The following is a 25,004-nucleotide window of genomic DNA, read 5'->3' as shown; positions in this document are numbered from 1 at the left end:
GCGCCCGGGACGACGCGGCGATGCGTGAGGCGGTCCGACGCTCGTGCGATGACCCGAAGTTCCACCGATCCCCAAGAACCCATGGCCGCCGGCGGCTGGCAGTCGCTGAAGGCCGTGGCCCGCTACACCCTGGAAGAAGGCAACGTCGCGCTGATCACGCGTGCCCTGCTCCAGCAGAACAAGACGGATGGCTTCGCCTGCGTCAGCTGTGCCTGGGCCAAGCCGGCCGAGCCCCGGGTGGCCGAGTTCTGCGAGAACGGCGCCAAGGCCACGGCATGGGAGCTGACCTCGCGTCGCCTGTCGCCCGAGTTCTTCGACGCCCATCCGGTGAGCGAGCTGCGCGGCTGGTCGGACCATGATCTCGAAGCCGGCGGGCGGCTGACCGCGCCGATGCGCTACGACCGGGCGACCGACCGCTATGTCGAGGTGAGCTGGGACGAGGCCATCGCCGACATCGCGGCCCGCCTGCGCAGCCTGCGGGCCGAGGACCCGACGTCCGCCGTCTTCTACGCATCGGGCCGCGCCTCGCTGGAGACCAGCTACGCCTGGCAGCTGTTCGCGCGGGTCTACGGCAACAACAACCTGCCCGACAGCTCGAACATGTGCCACGAGAGCACCTCGGTCGCGTTGCCGCAGAGCATCGGCGTGCCCATCGGCACGGTGCACCTGGAGGATTTCGCGGAGGCCGACTGCCTGCTCTTCGTGGGGCAGAACCCCGGCGTCAACAGCCCGCGCATGCTGCATTCGCTCAAGGAGGCGCGCGAGCGGGGTGTGCCGATCATCAGCTTCAACCCGCTGCGCGAGTCGGGGCTGGTGCGCTTCATCGATCCGCAATCGCCGACGCAGATGCTCACGCCGGCCTCGACCACGGTCTCGACCCAATACCTGCAGGTGAAGGTGGGTGGCGACCTCGCGGCCATGACCGGGGTCGCCAAGGCCCTGCTGACGGCCGCGGCGGCCGGCGGGCAGGGCCTGGACCACGAATTCATCGCGCAGCACACGCACGGCTTCGATGAATTCGCGGCCTGGGTGACGCAGCAGTCATGGGAAGACATCGAGCGCGAATCGGGCCTGCCTCGCGCGGCACTGGAGCGCGTGGCCGCCACGGTGGGCGGCGCCAAGTCGGTGATCGCGGTCTACGGCATGGGCCTGACGCAGCACCGCCTGGGTGTGAAGAACGTGCAGATGCTGTGCAACCTGCTGCTGATGGGTGGCCACATCGGCCGTCCGGGTGCGGGCATCTGCCCGGTGCGCGGCCACTCCAACGTGCAGGGCCAGCGCACCGTGGGCATCACCGAAAAGCCCGAGCTGGCGCCGCTGGACCAGTTGGCCCGGCAATACGCCTTCGAGCCGCCGCGCGACAAGGGGCGTGACACGGTGGGCGCTTGCGAAGGCGTGCTCGACGGCAGCGTGCGGGCGATGCTCAACCTCGGCGGCAACCTGCTGCGCTCGGTGCCCGACAGCACGCGGCTGGAGCCGGCCTGGGCGCGGCTGGCGCTCACCGTGCATGTGGCGACCAAGCTCAACCACACGCACCTGGTGCCGGGCGAGATGAGCTACCTGCTGCCGTGCATCGGCCGCATCGAGATCGACCGGCAGGCGGGCAAGGAGCAGCGCGTGTCGATGGAGGACTCCACCGGCTTCATCCACGCCTCGCAGGGCGTGGGCGAGCCGGCAGACGCGCGGCTGCGCTCCGAGCTGGCCATCGTCAGTGCGCTGGCGCAGGCCGCGGTGGGCGATGCCGCCCAGGTGCCCTGGGCCGAGTGGCGCGAAGACTATGCCCGCGTGCGGGCGGCCATCGAAGCCACCTATCCGCAGATCTTCCACGGCTTCGAGACCCGCTTCGTGCAGCCCGGCGGCTTTCCCAAGCCCAATGCGGCGCGCGAGAGGGACTGGAAGACGCCCACCGGCAAGGCCAACTTCATCGTGCCGGGCTCGCTGGTGGCCGACCCCGATGCGCCCGGCCGTCCACCGCAGACCCTGCGCCTGATGACGGTGCGCAGCGACGACCAGTTCAACACCACCATCTACAGCCTGGACGACCGCTTCCGCGACGTGAGCGGCACGCGCCACGTGCTTCTCATGAACGAGGCCGACATCGCCAGTCATGGCCTGCAGCCCGGCCAGCGCATCGACGTGCGCACCGCCGTGGACGACGGCGTGCCGCGCGAGGTGCGCGGCCTGACCGTGCGCGCCTACGACATCCCCGAAGGCTGCGTGGCCGGCTACTACCCCGAATGCAATCCGCTGGTGCCGCTGTGGCATCACGCGGAAGGCAGCCATGTGCCGGCCTACAAGTCGGTGCCCATCCTCGTCCAACCGGAGACCCTTGCCCCATGACCCCACCCGCCGCCGCCGTCACGCCCTTGCCCTATCGGCCCGAGTTCGAGCAGACCGAGGAGGACGAGCTGCAGACTGCGCGCGAGCTGGTCGAGACGATGATCCAGGTCGCACAGAAGGTGCACCGCGACGAGGGCCATGCCTATCGCAGCGTGCATGCCAAGTCGCATGGCCTGCTGCGCGCCGAGGTCGAGGTGCTGGACGGCCTGCCGCCCGCGTACGCCCGGGGCTTGTTCGCCACCGCCGGGCGCTACCCGGCCGTGATGCGTCTGTCGACGCCGCCGGGCGACCTGCTCAGCGACAAGGTGTCGACGCCGCGCGGCGTGGCCCTGAAGCTGGTGGGCGTGCCGGGCGAGCGCATGGAAGGCTCCGAAGGCGAGGTGACGCAGGACTTCATCATGATCAACGGGCCCGTGTTCAGCACGCCCAATGCGAAGAAGTTCCTGGGCAACCTCAAGCTGCTGGCCGCCACCACCGACCGTGCGCCCAAGGCGAAGGAGCTGCTCTCGGCGGCCCTGCGCCGCGTGGAGAAGACGCTGGAGGCCGTAGGCGGCGAGAGCGGCGCGCTCAAGGCCATGGGCGCGCATCCGCTCACGCATCTGCTGGGCGAGACCTTCTTCACCCAGGTGCCGGTGCTCTACGGCCGCTACATGGCCAAGCTGCGCATGACGCCGGTGTCGCCCGAGCTGCTGGCGCTCAAGGACCAGGTGCTGGACATGGGCGACAGTCCCAACGCCATCCGCGACGCGGTGGTCGAGCACTTCCGCACGCAGGGCGGCATCTGGGCGCTGCAGGTGCAACTGTGCACCGACCTCGACACGATGCCGATCGAGAACGCGACGGTCCAGTGGCCGGAGGACCGCAGTCCCTACGTCACGGTGGCCCGCGTGATGGCCGGGCCGCAGAACGCCTGGAGCGAAGCGCGGGTCAAGGCCGTCGACGATGGCATGGCCTTCTCGCCCTGGCACGGGCTTGCGGCGCACCGGCCGCTGGGCTCCATCATGCGGGTGCGGCGCATCGCCTACGTGGCCGCCGCGGCATACCGCGAGACGGGCAACCGCACCTCGGTCGCGCAACCCACCACGCTGGACGGTCTGCCCGACTGAGGGCGAAGACTCGGCGCCGCGGGTAGCGGCGCGGTCACCGCATGCGCCGTGACGCTTCGGCCCAACCCGAAGCATCTGCCCGCACGCGGCGCCTACGCTCGGGGCACTTCATCAGTTCGAGTGCCCATGACCCTCACCTGCTTCATCCGCTACGAGATCGACCCCTTCCAGAAGGAGGCCTTCCGCCTCTATGCCTAGGCCTGGGGCCGCATCATTCCCCGCTGCGGCGGCCAGCTGCTGGGCTACTTCCTGCCGCACGAGGGCTCCAATGTCGAGGCCTGGGGCCTCGTCGCCTTCGACAGCCTGGCCGCCTACGAGGCCTACCGCGCCCGCCTGCCCGACGATGCCGAGGGCCGCGCCAACTTTGCCTATGCCCAGCGCGAGCGCTTCATCCTGCGGGAGGAGCGGCGCTTCCTGGAGGTCGTGCCGGAGGCCTGGCTGCGGCCGGCCGAGCTGCCGCAGCCTGCCGTTGGAGCAGCAGCATGATCGCCGTCATCTTCGAGGTCGAGCCGCAGGACGGCCGCACGGACCAGTACCTGCAGATCGCCGCAGGGCTGGCGGCTGAGCTGCGCGGCATCGACGGCTTCATCGCCGTGGAGCGCTTCCAGAGCCTGTCCGTGCCCGGCAAGCTGTTGTCGCTGAGCTTCTGGCGGGACGAGGACGCCGTGCGGCAGTGGCGAAACCAGCCTGCCCACCGCGGCGCGCAGCAAGTCGGGCGCGGCGGCCTGTTCCGCGGCTACCGGCTGCGCGTGGCCCAGGTGCTGCGGGATTACGGACTCGATGAACGTGCCGAGGCGCCGGCGGACTCCGGCGAGGCGCACCCCATGCACCACGCGCACGACGCCGCGCGCTGAGAAGATCGCAGGATGACCTCCCCCACCGACGAACCCCGCATCGCCCGGGTCGCGGCCCAGATCGCCGAGCCCGCCCGCGCCCGCATGCTGACCTACCTGATGGGCGGCGACCTAGGGATGCGCTTCACGAATGCGCGCGCCGTGGGCATCTGCGGACTCGGGCGATCTGCGTCGTTGCAAATGCTCGCAATAGCTGGGCTATTGCTGCGCTTTGCGCCTCGCAGCTCATCCCGATCCGCAGCGCCCACTTGCCGCTCGATTCGTGAAGCGCATCCCTGGCCAGCGCCGGCGAGCTGGCGCGCGCGGCCGGCGTGGCGGCGTCCACTGCGAGCGGCCACCTGGCCCGGCTGGAGGCCGAAGGCCTGGTGACGGCCGAGGTGCGCGGCCGTCACCGTTACTTCCGGCTCGCGGGCGAGGACATCCTGCGCGTGCTGGAGGCGCTGGCGCTGGTGGCCGAGCGTGAAGGCCACGCACGGGCCTGGTCCAGCCCGGCGCGGCTGCGCCTGCGCTGTGCGCGCAGCTGCTACGGTCATCTGGCCGGCCGCCTGGGCGTGCAGATGCTGGACGCGATGCTGCGGCAGGGCTGGTTGCGCAGCGTGCCGGGCGGCTACGGGCTGACCGCGGCGGGCGGTGAGGCGCTGGTGGCCATGGGCGTGAAGCTGGACGGGCTGGAGGCCAAGCCGGCCGACGCCGCCATCGCCAAGCCATGCCTGGACTGGTCGGAACGCCGCGACCATCTGGCGGGGCCGCTGGCCAATGCGCTGCTGCGCCATTGCCTGGACGCCGGCTGGCTGCGCCGACGCGACGGCGAGCGCTCGCTCGCGGTCACACCGCCCGGTCTGCAGGCCCTGGGTCGGTGGATGACGGTGCCCGAGACTTGAGCGTGCGGCCGTCGGGGCGACGTGGCGCCGCAGCGTCGTGGCGAGCCGTCAGGCGATGTCCTGCGCCGGCACGGGTGCGCTCATGCCGACCGCCATGCGGTTCCAGCTGTTGATCTGGGCGATGGCCCAACTGAGCTCGACGATCTCCTGCTCGCTGAAATGCGCGCTCAGCTGGTCGAAGACCTCGTCGTGGCCTGCGTGGCCATCGGGCAGGTGCGTCAGGGCTTCGGCCCAGGCCAGCGCGGCGCGCTCCCGTTCGGTGTAGAGGCGCGCGTCGCGCCAGGTGACCAGGCTGTTGATGCGCTGCCAGGGCTCGCCCAGCTTGCGCAGGTCGCGCACATGCATGTCGAGGCAGAAGGCGCAGCCGTTGATCTGCGAGACGCGGGTCTTGATCAGCTCGATCAGTACCGGGCCGAGGGAGGACTCGGCCAGCGTGGCGCCGGCGGCGATCATGGCCTGGTAGGGCCTGGGCGCGATGCGCATCCAGGAAAGGCGGGGTTGGGCGTGCAGGGTCATGGCGGTCATCTCGAAGAGGGGTGGAACACACCCTCAAGACGAGCGGGAGACGGCCCCTGTGACAGCGGCCAGCGGCCGGCCCAATGCGGCGGCGATGCGGGCCAGCTTGTCGGGATTGCGCTGGGTATGGACGACCTGGATGCGCCGACCGTCGGTCTGGAAGGTCTGGGCCGATTCGAGCGCCTCGTCGATGAAGCGCAGCACGCTCCATTGGCCGCTGAGCACCGCCACCTCGTAGCGCACGCGTGCGCCATGGCGCCGGTGCACGGCCCAGTAGAGCTGGGCGATGCGGCGCGATCCCACGAGCGGAACGCCGAAGCTGGGCACCTTGCCGCCGCCGTCGCTGACCAGCTGCGCATCTTCGGCCAGCAAGGCCTGCAGGTCGGCGAACTGACCGCTGGCAGCCGCGTCGGCGAAGCCGCGCAGCAGGCGCAACTGGTGCTCGGGCGGCACATGATGGCGGGGCCGTGCGTCCTGCAACTGGGTGCGGGCCCGGTGCACGATCTGCCGGCAGGCGGCCTCGCTCTTGTCCAGGGTGCGGGCGACCTCGTCGTAGCCCGCATCGAAGACCTCGCGCAGCAGGAAGGCCGCGCGGGCCTCCGGGGCCAGGCGTTCGAGCACCGCGAGGAAGGCGACCGAGAGGTCGTCGGCCCGTTCCAGCAGGGCCTCGGGCGAGGGCGCGGCCCCGTCGGCCATCAGCGGCTCGGGGAGCCAGGTGCCAACATAGCGCTCGCGCTGGTGTTGGGCACTGCGCAGCCGGTCGATGGCCAGGCGCGTGGTGATGGTGACCAGCCAGGCCTCGGCGCTTTCGAGCGCATCGTGCGGGCTGGACTGCCAGCGCAGCCAGGCGTCCTGTACCACGTCCTCCGCCTCGGCGGGCGAGCCGAGCATGCGGTAGGCGATGCCATGCAGCCGGGGCCGCAGGCGCATGAACAGGTCGGTCGTGTCGCTCATGTCCGGCAGACGGATGGGCCGGGCCGTTTGTGACAGGTCGTGGCGAGGGCGCTGCCGAAAGGATGCGCTCAGCGGCGGGGAAGCACGTCGCGATGGGTGCGGATCGCGTCCTCGAAGGCGGCGGCCAGCGTGTCGCACTCGGCGTCGCCGAAGGGCAGCGAGAGCGCGATCATCCCGCGGCGGGCCATGAAGATGCCGCGTTCGAGCAGAGCGAAGAAGACGAGGTCCTTGGCGCGGCCGTCCGTGCCGGCCAGGTCGGCCGGCGAGTGCACCGGCCGGGCCGTGGCATGCAGCGTCATCAGCGAGCCGAGACCAGTGAACTGCATGTCGACGGCCTGGTCCGCCAGCGTGGCGTTCAGGCGCTCGCGCAGCGCATCGCCGCGGCGGTTGAGCGCATCGAGCGCCTCGGCCGTGAGTACCTGCGTCAGCCCGGCCAGGCCGGCTGCCATGGTCAGCACGTTGTTGTTGAAGGTGCCGGCATGGGCCAGGGCATCGGGCCGGCGCGGGTCGAAGGGGGCCATGACTTCGGCCCGGCCGCCGAAGACGCCGAAGGACAGGCCGCCGCCCAGGTACTTGCCGGCGGTGGTCAGGTCGGGCGCGATGTCGAGCAGCGCCTGGCGTCCGCCGAAGGACAGGCGCGAGGTCATGACCTCGTCGAAGATGAGCTGCACGCCGTGGGCGGAGGCCAGGGTGCGCAGGCCACGCAGGAAGGCGGGATCACCCGGGATCGTGCCGCCGGCGCCCAGCATCGGCTCGACCAGGATGGCGGCCACATCGGGCCCATGGGCGGCGAGCAGCGCCTCTACGCTGCCCAGGTCGTTGTACCGCGCGAAGACGAAGTCGTGCGGCACGTTCATGGGCGAGGGGCCGCCGCCGAAGGTCAGGACGCCGCCGTGGTACGCACCCTCGAACACCATGACCTTGCTGCGGCCGGTGTGGGCCTTGGCGGCGGCCAGAGCCAGCAGGTTGGCCTCGGTGCCCGAGTTGGCGAAGCGCAGCAGCGCCATGCCGGGGAAGCGGCGCTGGATCTCGCGGGCCAGCGCCGCCTCGCGCGCCGTGTGGGAGGAAAGGTTCAGACCTGCCGACAGCGCCTCGGCGATGGCTGCGCGGATCTGCGGGTTGGAGTGCCCGTAGAGCGCTGCGGTGAACTCCCCCAACGCATCGAGATAGACGTGACCGTCCTCGTCCCACAGGCGGCAGCCCTCGCCCCTGCTCATCGCGAGCGGAAACGGTGGGTGAAAGAGCACGCTTCGCGTATTGCCGCCGGGCATGGCGGTGGCGGCTTCGTCGAGCAGACGGCGGCTGATGGGGTTGTTGGCCGCGTAGCGGTCGATGGCGGCTTCGAGGGATTGGGAGAGGGCGTCGGTCATGTCGGGCGCAAAAACGGTGTCGGGGCGAACGGATCATCTCAGGTCGCAAGGGGTGCACGCTCGCACAACTCGGCCTCATACCGAAGGATTGGCCCTCAGCTCGCGGCTTGATCGTTCTGCTGCCGCGACGGCTCGTCGGCGCCCTCCTCCCGCTTGATGAAGCTGATCTTGCCGTTGGGTTCAAGCACGGCCCATGCCACCTCGCGCATCGATGCGATGCCCGCCAGGCGCATCTCGGATTCGATCTCCGAGCGCGTCAGGCGGTCACGGCGCAAGCTGTGCTGCAGCAGGCGGCCATGTTGGATGAGAACTCGCGGCTCGCCCTCCAGAAGCCGTTCGGCCTTGGGGGACAGATAGGAGGCCCAGCTCAGCACCACACCCCAGAAGGCGAAGGTGCTGATCGCCAGCGTGGCGCCGGTCAGGCTGAAGTCGTTCTGCGTGATGCCCTGCTGGATCAGGTCGCCCACCACGACCATGACGATGAATTCGAAGGGGGTCATCTGTCCCAGTTCGCGCTTGCCGAGGACCCGCACCAGCAGGTATACGACCGCGAACATGGCGGTGGCGCGCAGGACGACTTCCATCAGGGCAGCACCCGCAGTCGGCGCGGCGCACGCACCAGGACACGTTCGCCATCGCGCAGTTCGAGGTCGCCTTCGAGGACGCCATGCAGGCGCGGGTTGACCTGGGCCGCGATCTTGATGCGCATCTCCTTGCCGGCGCGAAGCGGGCCGAAGTCGAAGGTGTAGGCCTCGCCGTCTGCGCTTTCGGACTCGGGCTGAGGGACCATCGCGTTGACGGTGATCTCCCGCCACAGGCCGACCGGTACCGCCAGGGTGAGCTTGCCGATGTCCGCGCCGGCCTTGACGTGCAACCGCGTCTCGAAGAAGTCGCCGGTGCGGATCACCACGGGCATCTCGACATCAAGGGTGTGGGACGGCGTGTCGCTGCGGTACGTGTCGCGGTCCATTCCTGCATGACCGAGGAGGCCCGATACGCCCAGCAGCAGCACCCCGCCCAGTACCAGCAGTGACAAGGGGCTGGCATGCCGGACCAGTCCTTTGTGCGGCAATGTGTGGGCCCGGACGATGCCGTCAGGCGCCCGGGTCATGGGCAGCGGGTTGTTTTCTTGGGACATGGATGCGGGTGGTTACCGCGGGTGATCGTCCCGGATTGGGGAGGTTTGTACGTCAGCGGGCGTTGACGGGCCGTGCCAGCCATCGGTGGGGGAGCCGGCAGGGTGCCCAATAAATAAGTTAACGGCAAACCTAACACCACATCAAGCCAGCCTCCAATCCAGGAGACACTTCGACCGTTAACTTATTTTCTGTGGCGTCTCCCCTCCCATGATCGACACGTCCCTTCCCCCGATCTCCGTGGACTTCCAGCATGCCTTCGAGGCATGGGCTGCCGACCAGCAGGGCGCCGGCGTGCTGCGCAAGCCAGGGGCCCACGAGGTCTACCGCGCGATGTGGGAGAGCTTTGCCACCTGGTGCATCGGCCAGTCCCCCGCCGTCCGGCTGGACACCGTCGACCCGCGCGACCTGCATGCCTTCCAGGCGGCGCGTTATGGGCGCAAGGCGTCGGACCAGTCCCTCTCGCCCCGCTACGCCCTGCGGCTGATGCGGCTGATCGAGCGGGTACTGGCCCACCATGCCAGCCGCACCGGCCGCCGTCCCAATCGCGCCCCTGCAGACTGGGTCCGCGCGAATCCCCAGGTGCGCTATGCCGAATCGCAACAGGCCGACCCGCCACCCGAGGTGCTGACGCCCCAGGAGGCCGGGCAGCTGCTGACCCACCTGTCCGCCGCTCGGCCCCGCCCGGGCCAGGACCTCGCCGCCCTCGCCAGCCTGCCCTGGCAGGAGGTGCGCAACCGCGCCTCCGTCGCGCTCCAGTTGGGTGCCGGGCTGGCGCCCAGCGACGTGCGCGCGCTCACCCTGGCGTCCCCCGTGATGAATGGCGTGGGACCGAAGGCCCGCACCTGGAAGCTGCGCGTGCCCGCGAACGGCACGATCCGGGCCCGCGAGACGCCGGTCGCGCCCTGGGCGGCCGAGTTGCTTCACCATTGGCTGGAAGTGCGCGCGGCCTCGCGCATCGCTGGCGAGTTCCTGTTCCCCTCCACCCGCACCGGCAAGCCGTGGCTGGCCGATTCGCAGTACCAGTGCGCACGCAAGGTGCTCGAAGCCGCCGGCGTGGCAGGACGCGGCGGCGCCGGCGGCTCGTTCCGGCTGCGGCACACCTTCGCGCTGCGGCAGTTGCGCCGCGGCACCCGGCCCGAGATGGTTGCGCGATGGATGGGCGTGGAGCCGGGCGAAATGAAGCGGTACGACCGCGTGCTCCCGGACCCCGAAGTCGTGGTGTGACGCGCAGGCGCGCGCCCCAACGCCAGGGCAACCATGGTGTCGATGCCAAGGGTCGAAGCCGATCGCAGACCGCATCGCCATGCCGCATGAAGGCGCCCTGGCCCGGGAGCGGGCGCCGCAGCTCCCCGCGTATGACGACAGCCCGGCCGGGCGATGACCGACAGCGCAGCGGCCGTGTCGGCGGCAACCTCGTCGGCGTGTACCTCCTGCGCCGTCGACGCGTGCCCGCCGGGCCGCGGGATGCGGCGCCTCATCGCGAAAGGCTCCCATGGCACGCATCACCGGCGTCCTCTTCCTCCTGCTCGGCCTGGCGCTGGCTGCGGCCGGCGTCTGGCTGCTCACCCTGGGCGGCAGCGCCTACTACCTGATCGCCGGCGCGGTGCTTGCCGTGACCGGCATCCTGCTGATGCGGCGGGCCGCGTCGGCGCTGTGGCTGTATGCCGCCCTGCTGCTCGGCTCGGCCGCCTGGGCCTTGTGGGAGGTGGGGCTCGACTGGTGGCCGCTGGCCGCGCGGCTGGACGTGCTCTTCGTGCTCGGACTCTGGCTGGTGCTGCCCTGGATGCGCCGGGCGCTGTCGCGCGACATCGCACGCCCCCGGCCGCTGGAACGCGGGCTGCGGCCGAAGATCGTGGCGTCGCCCGCGAGCGCGGCGGTGGGTCGCGGCAGGGCGGCACTCGGACTGGTGCTGGTGGCGTCGGCCGCGCTGGCAGTGGCCTCCTGGTTCCGCGCGCCGCATGCGGTCGACGGCGAGCTGCAGGCCGCAGCGGCCGCGGCGGCGCAGCCGCCCTCCCCTGCCGTCCCGCCCGGCGAATGGCATGCCTACGGCCGGACGGGCGAAGGCCAGCGCTACTCACCGCTGTCGCAGATCACGCCGGCCAACGTCGACCAGCTGAAGCTGGCGTGGGAGTTCAACACCGGAGACCTGCGCGGCCGGCCGGGCGATCCTGAAGAGACCACCTTCGAAGTCACGCCCTTGAAGATCGGCAACCGGCTCTTCCTGTGCACGCCGCACCAGTCCGTCATCGCCCTCGACGCGACGAGCGGCAAGCAGCTGTGGCGCTTCGATCCTCAGATCGCGGGCGACCTCGCGCTGCAGCACCTGACCTGCCGGGGCCTTTCGTACCACGCCGCGTCGGTGGCAGAGAGCGCCATCGAGACGGCGGCACAACCCGCAACGGAGGCCGCCACCGCACCTGCGCCGGCACGTCCCGGCGCCGGCACCGCGGCCAACCCGGCCCCGATGAGTGCCCCCACCGGCGAAGACTCGAAGCAGGAGGACAGCCATCCCGCGACCCAGCCCCTTCCGGTGGCCGCGCGCCAGGGACCCACGGCGCCCAGCTGCCCCGCCAAGCTCTTCATGCCCACCGCCGATGGCCGCGTGATCGCGCTCAACCCTGAGAACGGTGCCGTGTGCGCCGACTTCGGTCGCAGCAGCGGGCAGATCGACCTCTGGCGCCACATGCCCAACGTGCGGCCGGGGGCGTACTACTCGACCTCGCCCGTGGTGGTGACCGAACGGCTCATCATCGTGGGCGGCACGGTGCTGGACAACGCGTCCACCAAGGAGCAATCGGGCGTCATACGCGCCTTCGACATCCAGACCGGCGACCTGGTCTGGAACTGGGACTCGGGCAATCCGGACGACACCGCACCCCTGCCCCCGGGCCGCACCTACACGCCCAACTCGCCCAACAGCTGGTCGATCTCGTCCGTGGACGAAGCCCTGGGCATGGTCTACGTTCCCATGGGCAACCAGCCGCCCGACCAGTGGGGCGGCAAGCGCAGCGAGGCGGTGGAGCGCTACTCGTCCTCGGTGGTCGCCCTCGACCTGGCGACCGGCCGGGTGCGCTGGCACTTCCAGACCGTGCACCACGACCTGTGGGACTACGACGTGCCCTCGCAGCCCACGCTGATCGACCTGGACATCGGCGGCCAGCGCGTGCCGGCACTGGTGCAGCCGACCAAGCAGGGCGAGCTCTTCGTGCTCGACCGGCGCACCGGCCAGCCGCTGCTGCCCGTGACTGAACGGCCCGCGCCGCAGGGCGCGGCCGAAGGCGACCACACCGCGCCCACGCAACCCAAGTCCGCCCTCTCCTTCGAGCCGCCGCCGCTGGCCGAGCGCGACATGTGGGGCGCGACGATGTTCGACCAGCTCGCCTGCCGCATCGCCTTCCATCGGCTGCGCTACGAAGGCCGCTTCACGCCGCCGTCGGAGCAGGGATCGATCATCTACCCGGGCAACTTCGGCGTCTTCAACTGGGGCGGGATCGCGGTCGATCCGCAGCACGGCTGGGCCTTCACCACACCGACGTACCTGGCCTTCGTGTCGCGGCTGGTGCGCCGGCCCGACGACACCACGCTGATGGTCCAGGACGGCGGGCCGCCCAAGGGCTCCCTGCCCGCGCTCAATGAGAACTTCGGTGCGCCCTTCGCGGCCTCCATGAAGCCCTTCATGTCGCCCGTCGGCCTGCCCTGCCAAGCGCCGCCCTGGGGCTATGTGGCGGGTGTGGACCTGCGCTCGGGCCAGCTGGCCTGGAAGCACCGCAACGGCACGGTGCGCGACCTGTCGCCTCTGCCCCTGCCCTTCCGCATGGGCGTGCCCGGCATCGGCGGCCCGATGATGACGGCGGGCGGCGTGGCCTTCTATTCCGGCGCGCTGGACAACTATGTGCGGGCCTACGACGTGCGCAGCGGCCGCCAGCTGTGGGAAGACCGCCTGCCTGCGGGCGGCCAGGCCACGCCGATGAGCTACACCGGTGAGGACGGCCGCCAGTACGTGCTCGTGGCCGCGGGTGGTCACGGCTCGACGGGCACCAAGCCAGGCGATGCGGTGCGCGCCTACGCCCTGCCCGCCGCCACGCGGTCGCCGTAAGTCAAAGGGGTCGGCGGTCCGGCCCCGGGGTCCCACGCCGGGGCATGAATCGTCCGACGGAGAGGGCGGACTGGCTGCCTAGTCTGGACGAAGGCCGGCGCTTTTCGGCGCCGCCCTTCTTTCAGAAAAGGACCTTCATGAACCGCCAACAAGCCACCCGTCTGCATGTCCTGGGCTTTGCCGCCGCGCTCGCCCTCGGCCCCGCACTGCTGCCCAACGCCGCCGCCCAGCAGGCGCAGACCTCGCCCACCGCACCCGCGGCGCCCCAGCCGCCCGCGCAGCGGGCCACCGCCCAGAAGACGCCCGGGGTCGCAGTCGCCGACCAGCGCATGATGCGGGACCTCGCCCAGGCCAACCTGGCCGAGATCGAAACCGGCCGCCTGGCGCAGGAGAAGGCCGGCAGCGAGGAGGTGAAGCGCTTCGGCAGCCAGATGGTGGAAGACCATCAGAAGGCGCTTTCCGAGCTGCAGGAACTCGCCCGCGGCAAGAACGTGGAGCTGCCGACGGAGCCCGACGCCAAGCACAAGCTCGTCGCCACGGGCCTCAAGGCGTTGAGCGGCGAGGCCTTCGACAAGCAGTACATCCGCATGGTGGGCGTGACCGACCATCGCCAGACGGTCGAGAAGCTGCAGCGGGTGGAGCGCGAGACCGGCGACAACGACCTGCGTGCGTACGCCGCCAAGACTCTGCCGGTGGTGCAGAAGCACCTTCAGCATGCCGAGGGCCTGCACGGCGCTCAGGCGCGCAAGTGATCGGCGGCCGCGTCCGCTGCATTCATTGACGGTGCCTGCGCACGGACCCGGTGCTGGCGCAGGCGCTGGGGGGATGCGGCCTGCAGCGCCTGCCGCTGCGGCTCGGGCATGCCGACGCTGCAGTGGTGCAGGAGCCGCTTGATGGCCTTGTAGACACCTCCTCGGCTCAGCCCGACGACGCGGCCGTCGCGTACATCAAAGATCAAGGGAAGTTCCGCGTTCACTTCGTCGCACGGATCGGCCGGGCGGCCCATCGTGCGCAGCAGCGACTGCAGCTGCGCGACCAGGGCGGCCGGCACCGCCAGCATCGCATCCTGTTGCGCCGCCCTGCGCCTGCCGCGCCGCTGCCCTTGCACACGCAGTCGCCACGGTGTGTCAGCAGCGTCGGCGGCCGCGGGTGGAACGAGATCCGCACAGCGAGCGCGGGCCAGGGCGCCGGGTTGGACGTCCGTTTCCTGCAACCATGCTGCTACGCGCCGGGCGCGTACCAGGCCCGGCGTCGCCGGAACCCTGAGGGAGGATTGCTGGACATCCAGCGCCATGGGCTGGGCCGCGCTCGGCGTGGAAGCGTCGGACGCCCCTCCCCCGCCCTCTCCCCGAAGCCCGCCGGATGGATCGTGCGTCAGATAGCCGGAGTCGTTCAGAAATCGGAACAGCGCCCGCAACACGGCGATGCAACGCTGCAGCGCGGCGCCGCGCAGGGGACCTTCGAACGGCCGCCAGAGGGGCGACCAGCGCTCGTGGTGACGCGGACCGCACCATTCCGGGGGTGGTGAGCGGACGAACGCGACGTATGCGGCGCAGTCCTCCTTGTCCAGCGAGGACAGCGCTTTTCCTTGGGCCAGGACTGCCCACAGCAGCAGGCGCTCGGCTTCCTTGCGGTAGGCACGCCGCGTCTCTTCGGCGGGCACCGCAGCCTCGCCGCCGCCCGTGCGGCGGCAACGGCCCTGAAGCCAGACGGCCACTGCCTCCAGGTCGTCGGCCGCAGCGATCCGGCAGAGGGCCAGCGGTGCGCGGAAGCGCCCGGTCCTGCCGCGCAGCGGCTCGGGCACCACGAACTTCTCGAGCGGACGCAACGCGGTCGCAGGGGGCACCACGGGCTGCAAGGCGGCGCGACCCACGCGAGAGATCGGCGCGAAGGCGTGGGGGCCCAGCGCCAGACCCGTCTCCTGCTGATGGACACGCAGCCACTCGACGATGCGCGCCGCCTTGGTGGGACCGACGGCCGGCACGGTCGTCCACCATCGCACGCCGACGGCCTGGATGCGGTCCGCCACGCTGCGCAACGTGGGCATGCCCGCCGCCGCGACGCGCTGAGCCAGGGCGGGCGCGAGCCAATCCTCCACAGGGTCGTCGGCCCTGGGGGCGCGGGAGGCCAGCCCCTCCAGCCACGAGAGCGCCTCCAGCTGGCGGTCCACCAGCCGCCGGCGCTTGGACTGCTGACGACGGTCCTCCGTCTCGGCACCCCAGGCTTCCTCGAAGGCGGCGAGCTGGTCCTCCAGCGAGAAGTCTTCGAGCCCGCGTTCCAGCGCGAACTCTTCCAGGGTCGGACGGACCCGTTTGGCGTCGGGGAGCCTGCTTGCGTCCATGAGCACCAGGCGGGCGGTGCCCGGACGCGCATGGCGGCGCGCCGCCGCCGCCAGCTCGTCCCGGTAGGTGTTGATGACACGGCGGATCAGCCGCTCGTCGACGCGGTCTTCCTCGCCCTGCATGTAGCGCGACCATGCCTGCCGCGCATCGATGCCCTGGATGACGGCGCGCATGAAGGCGAAATGGCCGCGATGCAGCGCCCGCGGCTTCGCAGCGGGTGCGGAGACGGGGGCAGCCTTGGAGGCGCGAGCGGGCGTCATGGGTGGGAGGGTGGTGGCCTGAGGGCGGCATGGGACCGACGTCGTGGAGCGCACGTGCTGCCTTGGACGTCACTCAGCTTCTTCCGGTTGTAGAACCGGAAGCCGGAGCTTGGTCGGCGCGCTGAGTTTATTACCAATACACGGTTTTTTGGAGGTTTAGCGCCGACTTCTTCTCCGAAGACCTTCTGATTCCTTGGCAACTGGTTGATCGACAAGGACTTTTTGCATTGGATATGGGCAGTCGAGCGCGCCCCCACCAGACGGCGTCTGGGAGTGGCGAACCATCGGTCGGTGTAACAGGGGCACGCTGAGCGCGCGAGCGGCCTCCTGGAAGCAGCAGAGCCACGGGTCCGCGGCTGGAGCGGGGCGCGGATGGTCATTCGTTCCTTGGCGCCTTGGACAGGCCCGAATCGATGGAGCGATCCTGCCCCGGCGCATCCACGTCTCGCCGTGGCGAAGTCGGCGCGGCCCGCCTCCGAGGTCACTGGAATGCCGGGCTCCTGATCGGCACGCCTGCCCTGCCCTGCCCTGCCCTGCCCTGCCCTGCCCTGCCCTGCCCTGCAGATCAACAGGATCTCAGGATTCCCCCCTTCCGAGTACAAGCCCATCCCGGCTACGAATTGCGGCGGGTGCTCAATCAGAGGAAGGCGTACCTATGCGGCGCATGGCCGAGAGCAAGTGACATCGGCAGGGTTGAACCCTGCCTGCAGACGATTTCCGACAGCTTTGAGACGGCGTCGACGGCGCACGCCGAGCGCCCGGCAATGGATGCCAACGTTCTTGCGCCGACAGACGAGCGCGCCTCAGCAGGGCGGGTGCCCGACCTTCGAGGGGTGAGTCCCGCCCCCGAGTGTTTGAGAGGATGAGATGAACTCGGTCAGCAGTCGGTGTAGCAACAGTGCAGCGCAAGCGTGGGCGTCTGGCAAGGCTTCTGACCTAGACCGTGTGCGATGCCGGCGCAATTCGGACGCAGGGTCAGGGCCTGCCGCGTTGCAGGGGGAGATGGGGCGCGGGGACGAAATGGTGATGCGAAGTACCAGACCTGTGTACATGCATCGGCGGAGCGCCGCGCCATTGCCAGAGAGGAAGAATTCGGGAATCTGGGGACACAAGGCGGAGGGTGGATGAACACCCTCCTCCAAGTGGTCATGGCCCCGGCACCATGACGCTCAAATGGTGGTGTTGAACGGTTCAACACCACCGCGCGCGATCAGTCTGCCTCGAGTTGCGCGTTCAACCAGTCGATCAGCGCCGCTTCACGCGCCGGTGTCAGAACACCCGGGTCGAAGCGCAGCGTCATTCGGCCGGTCGCGTCCGCAGCTAGCACAGCCCCCTGCCCTGCCCTGCCCAAGCGCCGTTCAGCCGGGGTTGTTGAACGGTTCAACACCTTGTCGGCTTGGCCCAGTAGGGCGTCGAGCACCTGCTTGGCATTCAACGCCACCTTGCTGGCTTTCAGTTCCTTGGCGCGTGCGACAAGGCCTTCGGGGTCCCGCTGCAGCACTTCGCTGAGCGGCTGTGCCCAACGGAACTGCACGTCGAGAGGCGACGGAAACGCCTCGACCACTGCATCGGGCAAACGGGCCAGCGCAAGGCTCTTGGAGATCAGCGAGAGATCGACGCCCACCGCTTCGGCGAGCTTGCGCTGGGACGGGTACAGCCCGTTGTCGAGCGCCCGCCGGTACATCATGCCCTGCTCCCAGGCGCTGAGGTTCTTGCGGGCGCGGTTCTCGCGCTCCATGGCCTCGAACAGGCCTTTGTCGTCGATGTCCGCAATGATGGCCTGGACGGGGATGCCCAGTTCCAGACAGGCGCGATGTCGACGGTGGCCAAACACGAGCTCATAGTCGGCCGACGGATCGGTACCTACAGCCAGCGCACGGACACAGACAGGCTGCACGTTCGTCCCGCTCGACGCGATGTCCGCCTTCAACTCCTCGAAGGCCTTGTCGGCAAGCGCGTTGGCATGCCGGTTCGCCCACCGGGAAGCGCGGATCCGCCGGGGATCCAAAGCCTTCATCGGCACCGCACCCTCGAAGGCGCGCAGCTTGAGCTTCAGCTCTTCCGCCTCTTTCACCGCCGCCGACTGCGATGCCATGAACACCGCCATGGACCCGGGCGCGGTCTTGGGTCGCGCCTCCGGGTTGGGGGCGCTGGCTGCGGATGGCGCACCCGTGGGGCTGACCGGCAGTTCGCGGGGCTGGTCGTCAACGGACGGGGCCGCCGGCACCGCAGGCGGCATGCGAAAGGGCGGCAGCTGGATCAGGCTCGCCTTGGCTGCAAGCTTCTTGCTCATCGACGACCCTCCTTAGGCGAGTTGACCGGGGGTGTTGAACCGTTCAACACCCCGGCCTGCCCGTTCCACACGGCGCGGACTGACCCTTCGATCTGCCCAACGAAGCTGTCATAGGCGTCCCGTGCACGTTTGAAGGTGCGGGCGCTTCCGTCGTAGCGGGACACGTCGTACACGGTGCCGAACTCAGCACTGGCCACTCCGGTGACGGCGGTCTTGGGAATCTCCACGGGGAGCACCTTTTCCGCATAGGTCTGGCCGATCCATTGGCGGATCACCGTACTGGCGGCGTCGGCCGAATCGACCCGGGCCAGCAGCACATGGATGAAATCGAAATGCTTGTCCAAACCTCGCTTGGTGAGCAGTTCCCCGGTCAGGTCGGAGAAAAGGCTCCAGAACTGCGAGGCGGAAGCAAAGTCGAGGGCATTCGGCGGCAACGGCATGATGATGCCGTTGGAGGCCATGAAGGCATTGATGGTCGTGTACGACAGGGCAGGGGGGGTGTCGATCACGATCACGTCGTAGTCGCCACGCACGTCGTCGATGCCGAGGTCCAGCACCCGCCAGAACTCGAAACCGGGCTCCTGCGTCTGCCGCGCAGGGAGCGCGAACTCTGCACCGAACAACACGGGCGCGGCAGCCACCAGGTCGATGCCGTCCCAATAGGTGGAGCGGATCGCGTACCGAATCGAGGTCTCCGTTCCCATGGCCAGAGGCAGGATGGTGTCCTGTTCCTCGACTTCCGTGTCTGGGAGGATGCCGAACAGCGTGGTCAGCGAACCTTGAGGATCGGTGTCGATGACCAGCACGCGATGCCCCAGCAGCGACAGGCCTTGCGCCAGGGTGACGGCCGTCGTCGTCTTTGACACGCCGCCCTTGAAGTTGCCGATGGAAATGGTCACGGCTTCGGCACCCTCGGGCCGCAGGCGGTCCTTGCGGTACTCGCGAACCCACTGACGCGCTTCGGCCAGCGTGAACTCCCGTCGGCTGCCCGATGCGTTGAGCCGCCCCGCCGGCAGGTCGCCTTTGCCTAGCCGGTGCGAGATCGAGCCTTTTTCCATCTCCAGCAAGCTGGCCAGCTGGGAGAGGCTGAACATGGGGGCTTCTTTGCGGGCAGTGGGCGCCAACATGGCGGAGCGAATCTGCTCCATCATGGCAACCGCGCGCTCGGCCTGCGCGGCAATGTCTGACAGGCTGATGGGCCTAGGGGCTGGAAGGGGGGAAGATGCCATATGAAACTCCTGATCGCTCGAGTTTACCGAGCCGCTTGACGGAATTCCGTGAAATGGCTGGAAAAACGTCAAGGCCACCGCATCTGCGGTGTGATTCGATTTCTGGGGGTTAGATTGCCTTTAGGAAAGACTCTAAGTCCTTCAATCCCTTTAATACCTTTAGCATCGAGAAAACCCAATGGTGACAAGCACTTGGCGCCTAAGACATGCAGGGATTCGGGACGATACGGCGACGGATCGGGAGCTGAGAGCCAGGGAGACGGGAGAAGACGGAGACTTTTCGGTAGTGAGGGTGCGTGTTTTCATGAGTCCGCGAGGTCCCGGCGAGGCGGGCTGAGGTGAGTGTTTTCAGGAAAGAAGGGCGGGCCATCGCTCCGTGGGCCTCCGTCGAGGCGCGTGGCGCCGCTTTGTGGTGCGCTGTGGAAGAGGGAAGGGCTCTCCAGGGCCGAAATCGGGGCGGCGCGCCGTGCCCAGGTGGCTGCGCCCGGACTCCTTCAGCCGGTCATCCCGAAAACTCTCCGCTTGCGCCTGTGTGAGCGGGGCGCAGCGCCGGTTTCACGTGAGAGTTTTCAGGAACAGGATCCGAACGCTTTCAGGTGAAAGGCCCGATCACCTCTCGCGTACATTACCGTCCATGGCTCGAACCCTCCGGACTCCCGACACCGTGCGCGCCCGTGCTTCCGCGGGCGGCGGCGGTCCGGCCGTCTCCGACGACGTGCAACTGCTGCGCAAGGCCGTCAACACGCTGGCCATCGTTCCCAAGTCGACGCGGATCACCACCCTTGGACGCAAGAGCTACAACGTGCTCCTGTACCTGGCGCAGGAGCAGGGGATGGAAAAGGACGTCTTCCGGACCCCGCTCGACTCGGTGGTCCGCGGCCTGGATTTCGACAGCAACGACCATGCGCTGATCAAGAAGCACCTGAGGGCCATGGTGTCCACCACCGTGGAGTGGCAGTCGCCCACGAGCGGGGAGGGCGCGGCCTGGAACGTCAGTGGCCTGCTGGCCCATGCGCGACTCAGCAAGGAGCGGGGCCAGGTCTGGGTCGAGTGGTCTTATGCGGTCAACCTGAAGCAGGAACTGCTGGACCCGAGCGTGTTCGCGCGGCTTCGGCTCGAAGTGATCAGCCAGTTGCGCACCCATGCGGGCGTGGTGCTCTACGAGATCTGCACCCGCTACAAGGACATCGGCCGGACGGCACGACAGCCCTGGCGCTGGTGGTACCCGGTGCTCAGCGGCAATCCCCACACCGAGAAAACCGACCGCCTCGAATACCGGATCTTCAAGCGCGACACCCTCAAGCCGGCCATCGCCGAAGTCAATGCGATCACCGATCTGGAGATCGAGCTGGTCGAGCACAAGCAGGGGCGCTTCATCGACGAGATCCAGTTCCACATTGGCCGGAAGAAGCAGTCGGCGCTCACATTGGCCCGCGCGCCCGCGCCGGTCGACATGGTCGCCGTGAGCCGCGCCATCGCGCTGGGAGTGAGCGAGGAAGCCTTCGAGCAGATGGCGGCGGGCTGCGACGAGGCCGCGGTGCGCTCGGCGCTCGACGTGCTGGAGCGCCGGGTGAACACGGCCTATCCCGAACCGCTGCGGGATCCGGCCCGCTATCTCAAGGCGTTGCTGGCGCGGGGCAGCGACCAGGTCGATGCTGCGGCGCAGGCCGCCGCAGCCCATCCTGCCGCAGCGGCGCTGGCGGCGCGCGAGCAGCAGTCGCAGCGTCGCCAGCGCTGGCAGGCGGAGTGGATTCGCCGCGCCAACGAGCGTTGCCTGTCCGCCATCGAGCAACTGTCAGAGGAAACCCAGCACGAGCTGGAAGGCCAGCTGATGCTCGCCTTGCAGGGCCGCGGCGCCCACCCGTCCATCATCAAGCGGCTGGGTTCCAGCGGCTGGCAGCATCCGATGGTGCGGCAGGAGATGCTGCGCTTCTTCGGCGATGCGACCTTCGGCCCCGGCTGGGACAAGCCCAGCGCCGAAGACCTGCTGGAGATCGCGACCGAGATGGGCGGCGACGAGGAGTGATGCCGGCACGGCCCGGCAGGGCAGACCGGTGAGCGCCGACGTCAGCCGGCGCGGACCGCTGCCGTGTCCGGCGCCCGGGCCAGATCCTGGTTGCGGGCGAACTCCGCCGCCGTCCAGTCCACGAAAGCGCGGACCTTGGCACTCAGGTGGCGGTTGGGCGGATACACCACATGCACCGGCAGGGGAGGGCATTCCCAGTCCGGAAACAACTCCACCAGCTCGCCCCGCGCCACGTAGGGCGCGGCGATGAAGCGCACCATCTGCGCCACGCCGAAGCCGGCGAGCGCTGCCTCGGTGTAGGCATTGCTGTCGTTCACGGCAAGGCGGGCGGGGCCGGTTACCTCCAGCGTCTCGCCATCCTTGTGGAACTCCAGCGGATAGACCCGGCGCGAGTTGTGCGAGAAGAAATTGATGACGTGCTGCCGCCCGCGCTCCAGGTCATGCGGCGTGCGGGGCACGCCGTAGCGCTTCAGGTAGTCGGGCGAGGCGACCGTCATGAAGGGCAGGGTGCCGATGCGCCGCGCCACCAGCGACTGGTCGCCGATCTCGCCGCCGCGGATCACCACGTCCACGTTGTCGCCGATCAGGTCGACCGGACGATCACTGACGCCCAGGTCGACCTGGATGTCGGGGTACTGGTCGCAGAAACTCTGCAGCCGCGGGATGAGGACGAGCCGCGCCATGGCGGTGCCCACGTCCACGCGCAGCCGGCCCGAAGGCGCGGCGTTGCTGTTGGTCATGCTCGACTCCAGCTCGTCGAAGTCGCTGAGCAGGCGCGCGACGCGCTCGTAGTAGGCCGCCCCGTCGGGCGTGACGGTCACGCGCCGCGTGGTGCGATTGAGCAGCTTGACGCGCAGCCGCGACTCCAGCGACTGGATCTGCTTGGTCACGGTGGCCTTGGGCAGGCCGAGCGAGTCGCCGGCGCGGGTGAAATTGCCCGCCTCCACGACACGCACGAACACCCGCATGGTCTGGATCTGGTCCATGGATCGATGTGCGAAAAGGGCTGACATCCCGCGCGCGCGGGATGCGGCAGGCTGGCGATGGCCAGTCCGCCTTGTGGCCCCGCATTCTGTGCGGCAACCAGCCCTCCATTGTTGCTGCGCGGGAAACAGAGTAGGGGCATCGGCACGGTCCGTGCAAGCGGCGGGCGTTCGTATAGTTCGATCCACGCCGCACCCTAAAGACTCCCCACGTCCGATCCGAAAGGCCTGCCATGAGCACGAATCCCCAAGCCCCAGCGTCCGCCGCCACTTCCCCGGCCGGCGGCTGCGCCGTGGCGGAGGAGGACCTGCACATCGACCTGCCCGGCGGCGAGCCCGTGAAGGCCCGCATCTACGGCGAGCGTGTCAAGGGAGCGGCGGTCATGCCGCTGGTGCTGCATTTCCATGGCGGCACCTTCGTCTGCGGCGACCTGGACAACGGGCGCAACGTGGGCCGGCTGCTGGCCGCTGCGGGTGCGCGCGTCCTGTCGCTGGCCTATCCGCTGGCACCCGAGCATCCCTTTCCCAAGCCCATCGAGGTGGGCTTCGCGGCCCTCGAATGGCTCTACAAGCAGCGCGTCAAGCTGGCGGGCAAGGGTGCGCAGATCTACCTGGCGGGCGAGGAGGCCGGCGGCAACCTTGCCGCTGCGGTGGCGCTGGTGGCCCGCGACCGCGGCCACCCGCCGCTGGCGGGCCAGATCCTGCTCTCGCCCATGCTGGACCCTTGCGCCGGCACCGCTTCGCTGCGCGAAGCCTCCTGCGCCGATGCGGCCTGCAAATGGGCCACCGGCTGGCAGCAATACCTGCGCCGCCCCATGGATGCCACGCATCCCTACGCGGTGCCCGGTTCGGCCCTGCGACTGACCGACGTGGCGCCGACGCTGGTGCTGGTCGGCCCCGACGACCCGATGCGTGACGAGGCCCTGGCCTATGCCAAGCGGCTGCGCGCCGCCGGCATCGACGTGGTGGCGGAAGTGCTGCCCGCCACCTCCCAATGGCCCGAGGCGCTGTACCAGCCCGATGACCCGGGATGTCCAGCCTGCGGCGTGGCCGCGCGGCAGAGGGTCATGGCCTTCTTCGAGGCCCGGCGCGCGGCGGCGGCCACGCCGCCCAGCTGATCGGCGTGCCGACGGCGCCGCTGTACGGCGCTGACCGATCACCCCCTAGCGACTGCGCTCGCGGCCTTGCCCGGCCGCGCGGGCCGTGCTGCGCCTGCTGAATTCGCGCACACGCCACTTCTTCTGCCACGCCCATGCCGCCTGCGCCACAAGCGCCGGGCTGGCCCCTGCATTCCTTCGATCCGAAAGAAAGACCTCCATGTCCCACCTCGACAACACCTCCGCGGCCGCCGCGTCGCCCACCCGCCGCCGTGTGTGGCCCGCCATCACCAGCCTCACCGCCGTGCTCGCCATCGGCGCCGGTGTGCTGGGGGTTCCCGGCCTGCGCGCCGAGGCCAGCGACACGCCCGTGCCCGCGGCTCCCCCTGCCACGCCCGTGACCGTGGCCGCCGTCGAGTCGCGGCCCGTCAGCGCCTGGGACGAGTTCTCGGGCCGCCTCGAAGCCGTCGAGCGCGTCGAGGTCCGCTCGCGCGTGGCCGGCGCCGTGCAGGCCATCCACTTCCGCGAAGGCGCGCTGGTCAAGCAGGGCGAACTGCTGCTGACCATCGACGCCGCGCCCTACCAGGCCGAGGTTCAGCGCGCCGAGGCGCAGGTGGCCTCGGCCCAGGCCCGCGCCGCCTACACCCGCAGCGAGCAGGAGCGCGCCCGCCGGCTGTACGGCGAGCAGGCCATCGCCCAGCGCGAACTGGATGAGCGCCTCAATGCCGGCCAGGAAGCCGAAGCCAACCTGCGCGCCGCCCAGGCCGCGCTGCAGAGTGCCAGGCTGAACCTGTCGTACACGCAGGTGCGCGCACCCGTGGCCGGCCGCATCGGCCGGGCCGAGGTGACGGTGGGCAATCTCGTGCCCGCCGGCCCGGGTGCGCCGGTGCTGACCACGCTGGTGTCGGTGAGCCCCATCTATGCCAGCTTCGATGCCGACGAGCAGGTGGTGGCCCGCGCCTTGAAGGCTTTGCCCGGCGGTGCCAGTGCGCGGGGCCAGCTCGCCAGCATCCCGGTGCAGATGGGCACTGCCGCCACCGACGGCACGCCCTACGAAGGTCGCCTGCAGCTGATCGACAACCAGGTCGATGCGCGCAGCGGCACGGTGCGGGTGCGCGCCCGCTTCGACAACGCGGACGGCGCGCTCATTCCCGGTCAGTTCGCCCGCATCCGCATGGGCCGGGCGGGCGAGAGCCGTGCGTTGCTGGTCAGTGAGCGGGCCATCGGCACCGACCAGAGCAAGAAGTTCGTGCTGGTGGTGGGCGAGGGCAACAAGACCGAATACCGCGAGATCACGCTGGGTGCGCCCGTTCAGGGCCTGCGCGTGGTCAGCACCGGCCTGAAGGCTGGCGAACGTGTCGTGGTCAACGGCACGCAGCATGTGCGGCCCGGCATGGTCGTGGCGCCCACCGAGGTGCCGATGACGGCCGCCAGCTCGGCCGGTGCCGAGCGCGTCGCCTCGCGCAGCTAAGGCATCACGCCGCTGACGCATCGCGCCGCACGCGGCGCGCTTCCTCT

General features: G+C 69.6%; 19 protein-coding genes and 1 pseudogene. 11 read left to right on the top strand and 9 right to left on the bottom strand.

The features are described 5' to 3' along the window. The first annotated feature begins 48 nt into the window (after positions 1 to 48). The 5 genes and pseudogenes from L0984_RS23085 to L0984_RS23065 all read left to right on the top strand — a co-directional run bounded on the left by L0984_RS23085 (position 49) and on the right by L0984_RS23065 (position 5,181). Positions 49 to 2,340 (top strand): FdhF/YdeP family oxidoreductase, encoded by a 2,292-nt coding sequence (locus tag L0984_RS23085; RefSeq protein ID WP_234196690.1) that lies wholly within the window; start codon positions 49 to 51, stop codon positions 2,338 to 2,340. Then, positions 2,337 to 3,446, top strand: a complete 1,110-nt coding sequence (locus L0984_RS23080; protein WP_234196689.1) for a catalase family protein — start codon at positions 2,337 to 2,339, stop codon at positions 3,444 to 3,446. The genes L0984_RS23085 and L0984_RS23080 overlap by 4 nt, the downstream gene beginning before the upstream one ends. A gap of 126 nt (positions 3,447 to 3,572) precedes the next feature. Further along, positions 3,573 to 3,932 (top strand): annotated as a pseudogene (locus tag L0984_RS23075) (NIPSNAP family protein). After that, on the top strand, positions 3,929 to 4,300 hold the full coding sequence (locus L0984_RS23070; protein WP_234196688.1) for an antibiotic biosynthesis monooxygenase family protein: 372 nt from the start codon (positions 3,929 to 3,931) through the stop codon (positions 4,298 to 4,300). The pseudogene L0984_RS23075 and the gene L0984_RS23070 overlap by 4 nt, the downstream one beginning before the upstream one ends. A gap of 275 nt (positions 4,301 to 4,575) precedes the next feature. Next, positions 4,576 to 5,181: a helix-turn-helix domain-containing protein gene (locus L0984_RS23065; protein WP_305079923.1), complete on the top strand. Its 606-nt coding sequence runs from the start codon at positions 4,576 to 4,578 to the stop codon at positions 5,179 to 5,181. A gap of 48 nt (positions 5,182 to 5,229) precedes the next feature. On the opposite strand, the gene L0984_RS23060 is transcribed toward L0984_RS23065, so the two are convergent. The 5 genes from L0984_RS23060 to L0984_RS23040 all read right to left on the bottom strand — a co-directional run bounded on the left by L0984_RS23060 (position 5,230) and on the right by L0984_RS23040 (position 9,159). Then, on the bottom strand, positions 5,230 to 5,697 hold the full coding sequence (locus L0984_RS23060) for a carboxymuconolactone decarboxylase family protein (RefSeq protein WP_234196686.1): 468 nt from the start codon (positions 5,695 to 5,697) through the stop codon (positions 5,230 to 5,232). 33 nt (positions 5,698 to 5,730) lie between these two features. Then, positions 5,731 to 6,651 (bottom strand): RNA polymerase sigma-70 factor, encoded by a 921-nt coding sequence (locus tag L0984_RS23055; RefSeq protein WP_234196685.1) that lies wholly within the window; start codon positions 6,649 to 6,651, stop codon positions 5,731 to 5,733. Positions 6,652 to 6,719: 68 nt separating this feature from the next. Beyond that, a complete protein-coding gene (locus L0984_RS23050) occupies positions 6,720 to 8,021 on the bottom strand; it encodes an aspartate aminotransferase family protein (protein ID WP_234196684.1) in 1,302 nt (433 codons plus the stop codon). Positions 8,022 to 8,116: 95 nt separating this feature from the next. After that, positions 8,117 to 8,605 carry a DUF421 domain-containing protein gene (locus tag L0984_RS23045; protein WP_234196683.1) on the bottom strand — a complete coding sequence of 163 codons (489 nt, stop codon included), beginning with the start codon at positions 8,603 to 8,605 and terminating at the stop codon, positions 8,117 to 8,119. Next, a complete protein-coding gene (locus tag L0984_RS23040; protein WP_234196682.1) occupies positions 8,605 to 9,159 on the bottom strand; it encodes a hypothetical protein in 555 nt (184 codons plus the stop codon). The genes L0984_RS23045 and L0984_RS23040 overlap by 1 nt, the downstream gene beginning before the upstream one ends. A 208-nt stretch (positions 9,160 to 9,367) precedes the next feature. Between L0984_RS23040 and L0984_RS23035 the strand changes: the two genes are divergently transcribed. The 3 genes from L0984_RS23035 to L0984_RS23025 all read left to right on the top strand — a co-directional run bounded on the left by L0984_RS23035 (position 9,368) and on the right by L0984_RS23025 (position 14,008). Next, complete coding sequence (locus L0984_RS23035) at positions 9,368 to 10,384, top strand: tyrosine-type recombinase/integrase (protein ID WP_234196681.1); 1,017 nt, start codon at positions 9,368 to 9,370, stop codon at positions 10,382 to 10,384. 268 nt (positions 10,385 to 10,652) lie between these two features. Next, positions 10,653 to 13,256 (top strand): membrane-bound PQQ-dependent dehydrogenase, glucose/quinate/shikimate family, encoded by a 2,604-nt coding sequence (locus L0984_RS23030; protein WP_234196680.1) that lies wholly within the window; start codon positions 10,653 to 10,655, stop codon positions 13,254 to 13,256. A 137-nt stretch (positions 13,257 to 13,393) separates the two neighbouring features. Beyond that, a complete protein-coding gene (locus tag L0984_RS23025; RefSeq protein WP_234196679.1) occupies positions 13,394 to 14,008 on the top strand; it encodes a DUF4142 domain-containing protein in 615 nt (204 codons plus the stop codon). Here L0984_RS23025 and L0984_RS23020 read toward each other — a convergent pair. The 3 genes from L0984_RS23020 to L0984_RS23010 all read right to left on the bottom strand — a co-directional run bounded on the left by L0984_RS23020 (position 13,993) and on the right by L0984_RS23010 (position 19,380). After that, the gene (locus L0984_RS23020; protein ID WP_234196678.1) at positions 13,993 to 15,858 is read right to left on the bottom strand and encodes a phage integrase family protein; all 1,866 of its coding nucleotides are present in this window, start codon (positions 15,856 to 15,858) and stop codon (positions 13,993 to 13,995) included. The genes L0984_RS23025 and L0984_RS23020 overlap by 16 nt on opposite strands. A gap of 1,210 nt (positions 15,859 to 17,068) precedes the next feature. Beyond that, the gene (locus tag L0984_RS23015; protein WP_234196677.1) at positions 17,069 to 18,151 is read right to left on the bottom strand and encodes a ParB/RepB/Spo0J family partition protein; all 1,083 of its coding nucleotides are present in this window, start codon (positions 18,149 to 18,151) and stop codon (positions 17,069 to 17,071) included. After that, positions 18,148 to 19,380 carry an AAA family ATPase gene (locus L0984_RS23010; RefSeq protein WP_234196676.1) on the bottom strand — a complete coding sequence of 411 codons (1,233 nt, stop codon included), beginning with the start codon at positions 19,378 to 19,380 and terminating at the stop codon, positions 18,148 to 18,150. The genes L0984_RS23015 and L0984_RS23010 overlap by 4 nt, the downstream gene beginning before the upstream one ends. A gap of 634 nt (positions 19,381 to 20,014) precedes the next feature. Between L0984_RS23010 and L0984_RS23005 the strand changes: the two genes are divergently transcribed. Further along, a complete protein-coding gene (locus tag L0984_RS23005; RefSeq protein ID WP_234196675.1) occupies positions 20,015 to 21,406 on the top strand; it encodes a replication initiation protein in 1,392 nt (463 codons plus the stop codon). 41 nt (positions 21,407 to 21,447) lie between these two features. Here the strand turns inward: L0984_RS23005 and L0984_RS23000 are convergent, their stop codons facing one another. Further along, the gene (locus L0984_RS23000; RefSeq protein ID WP_017760940.1) at positions 21,448 to 22,392 is read right to left on the bottom strand and encodes a LysR family transcriptional regulator; all 945 of its coding nucleotides are present in this window, start codon (positions 22,390 to 22,392) and stop codon (positions 21,448 to 21,450) included. A gap of 230 nt (positions 22,393 to 22,622) precedes the next feature. Between L0984_RS23000 and L0984_RS22995 the strand changes: the two genes are divergently transcribed. Next, on the top strand, positions 22,623 to 23,507 hold the full coding sequence (locus tag L0984_RS22995; protein WP_234196674.1) for an alpha/beta hydrolase: 885 nt from the start codon (positions 22,623 to 22,625) through the stop codon (positions 23,505 to 23,507). A gap of 199 nt (positions 23,508 to 23,706) precedes the next feature. Further along, the gene (locus L0984_RS22990) at positions 23,707 to 24,957 is read left to right on the top strand and encodes an efflux RND transporter periplasmic adaptor subunit (RefSeq protein WP_234196673.1); all 1,251 of its coding nucleotides are present in this window, start codon (positions 23,707 to 23,709) and stop codon (positions 24,955 to 24,957) included. The last annotated feature ends 47 nt before the right edge of the window (positions 24,958 to 25,004 follow it).

The organism is Pseudacidovorax sp. NFM-22, from assembly GCF_021401245.1.
Lineage (GTDB): Bacteria > Pseudomonadota > Gammaproteobacteria > Burkholderiales > Burkholderiaceae_C > Xenophilus.
Note: the sequence above shows the minus strand (reverse complement) of the source record. Positions and strands in the feature narration are given on the sequence as shown.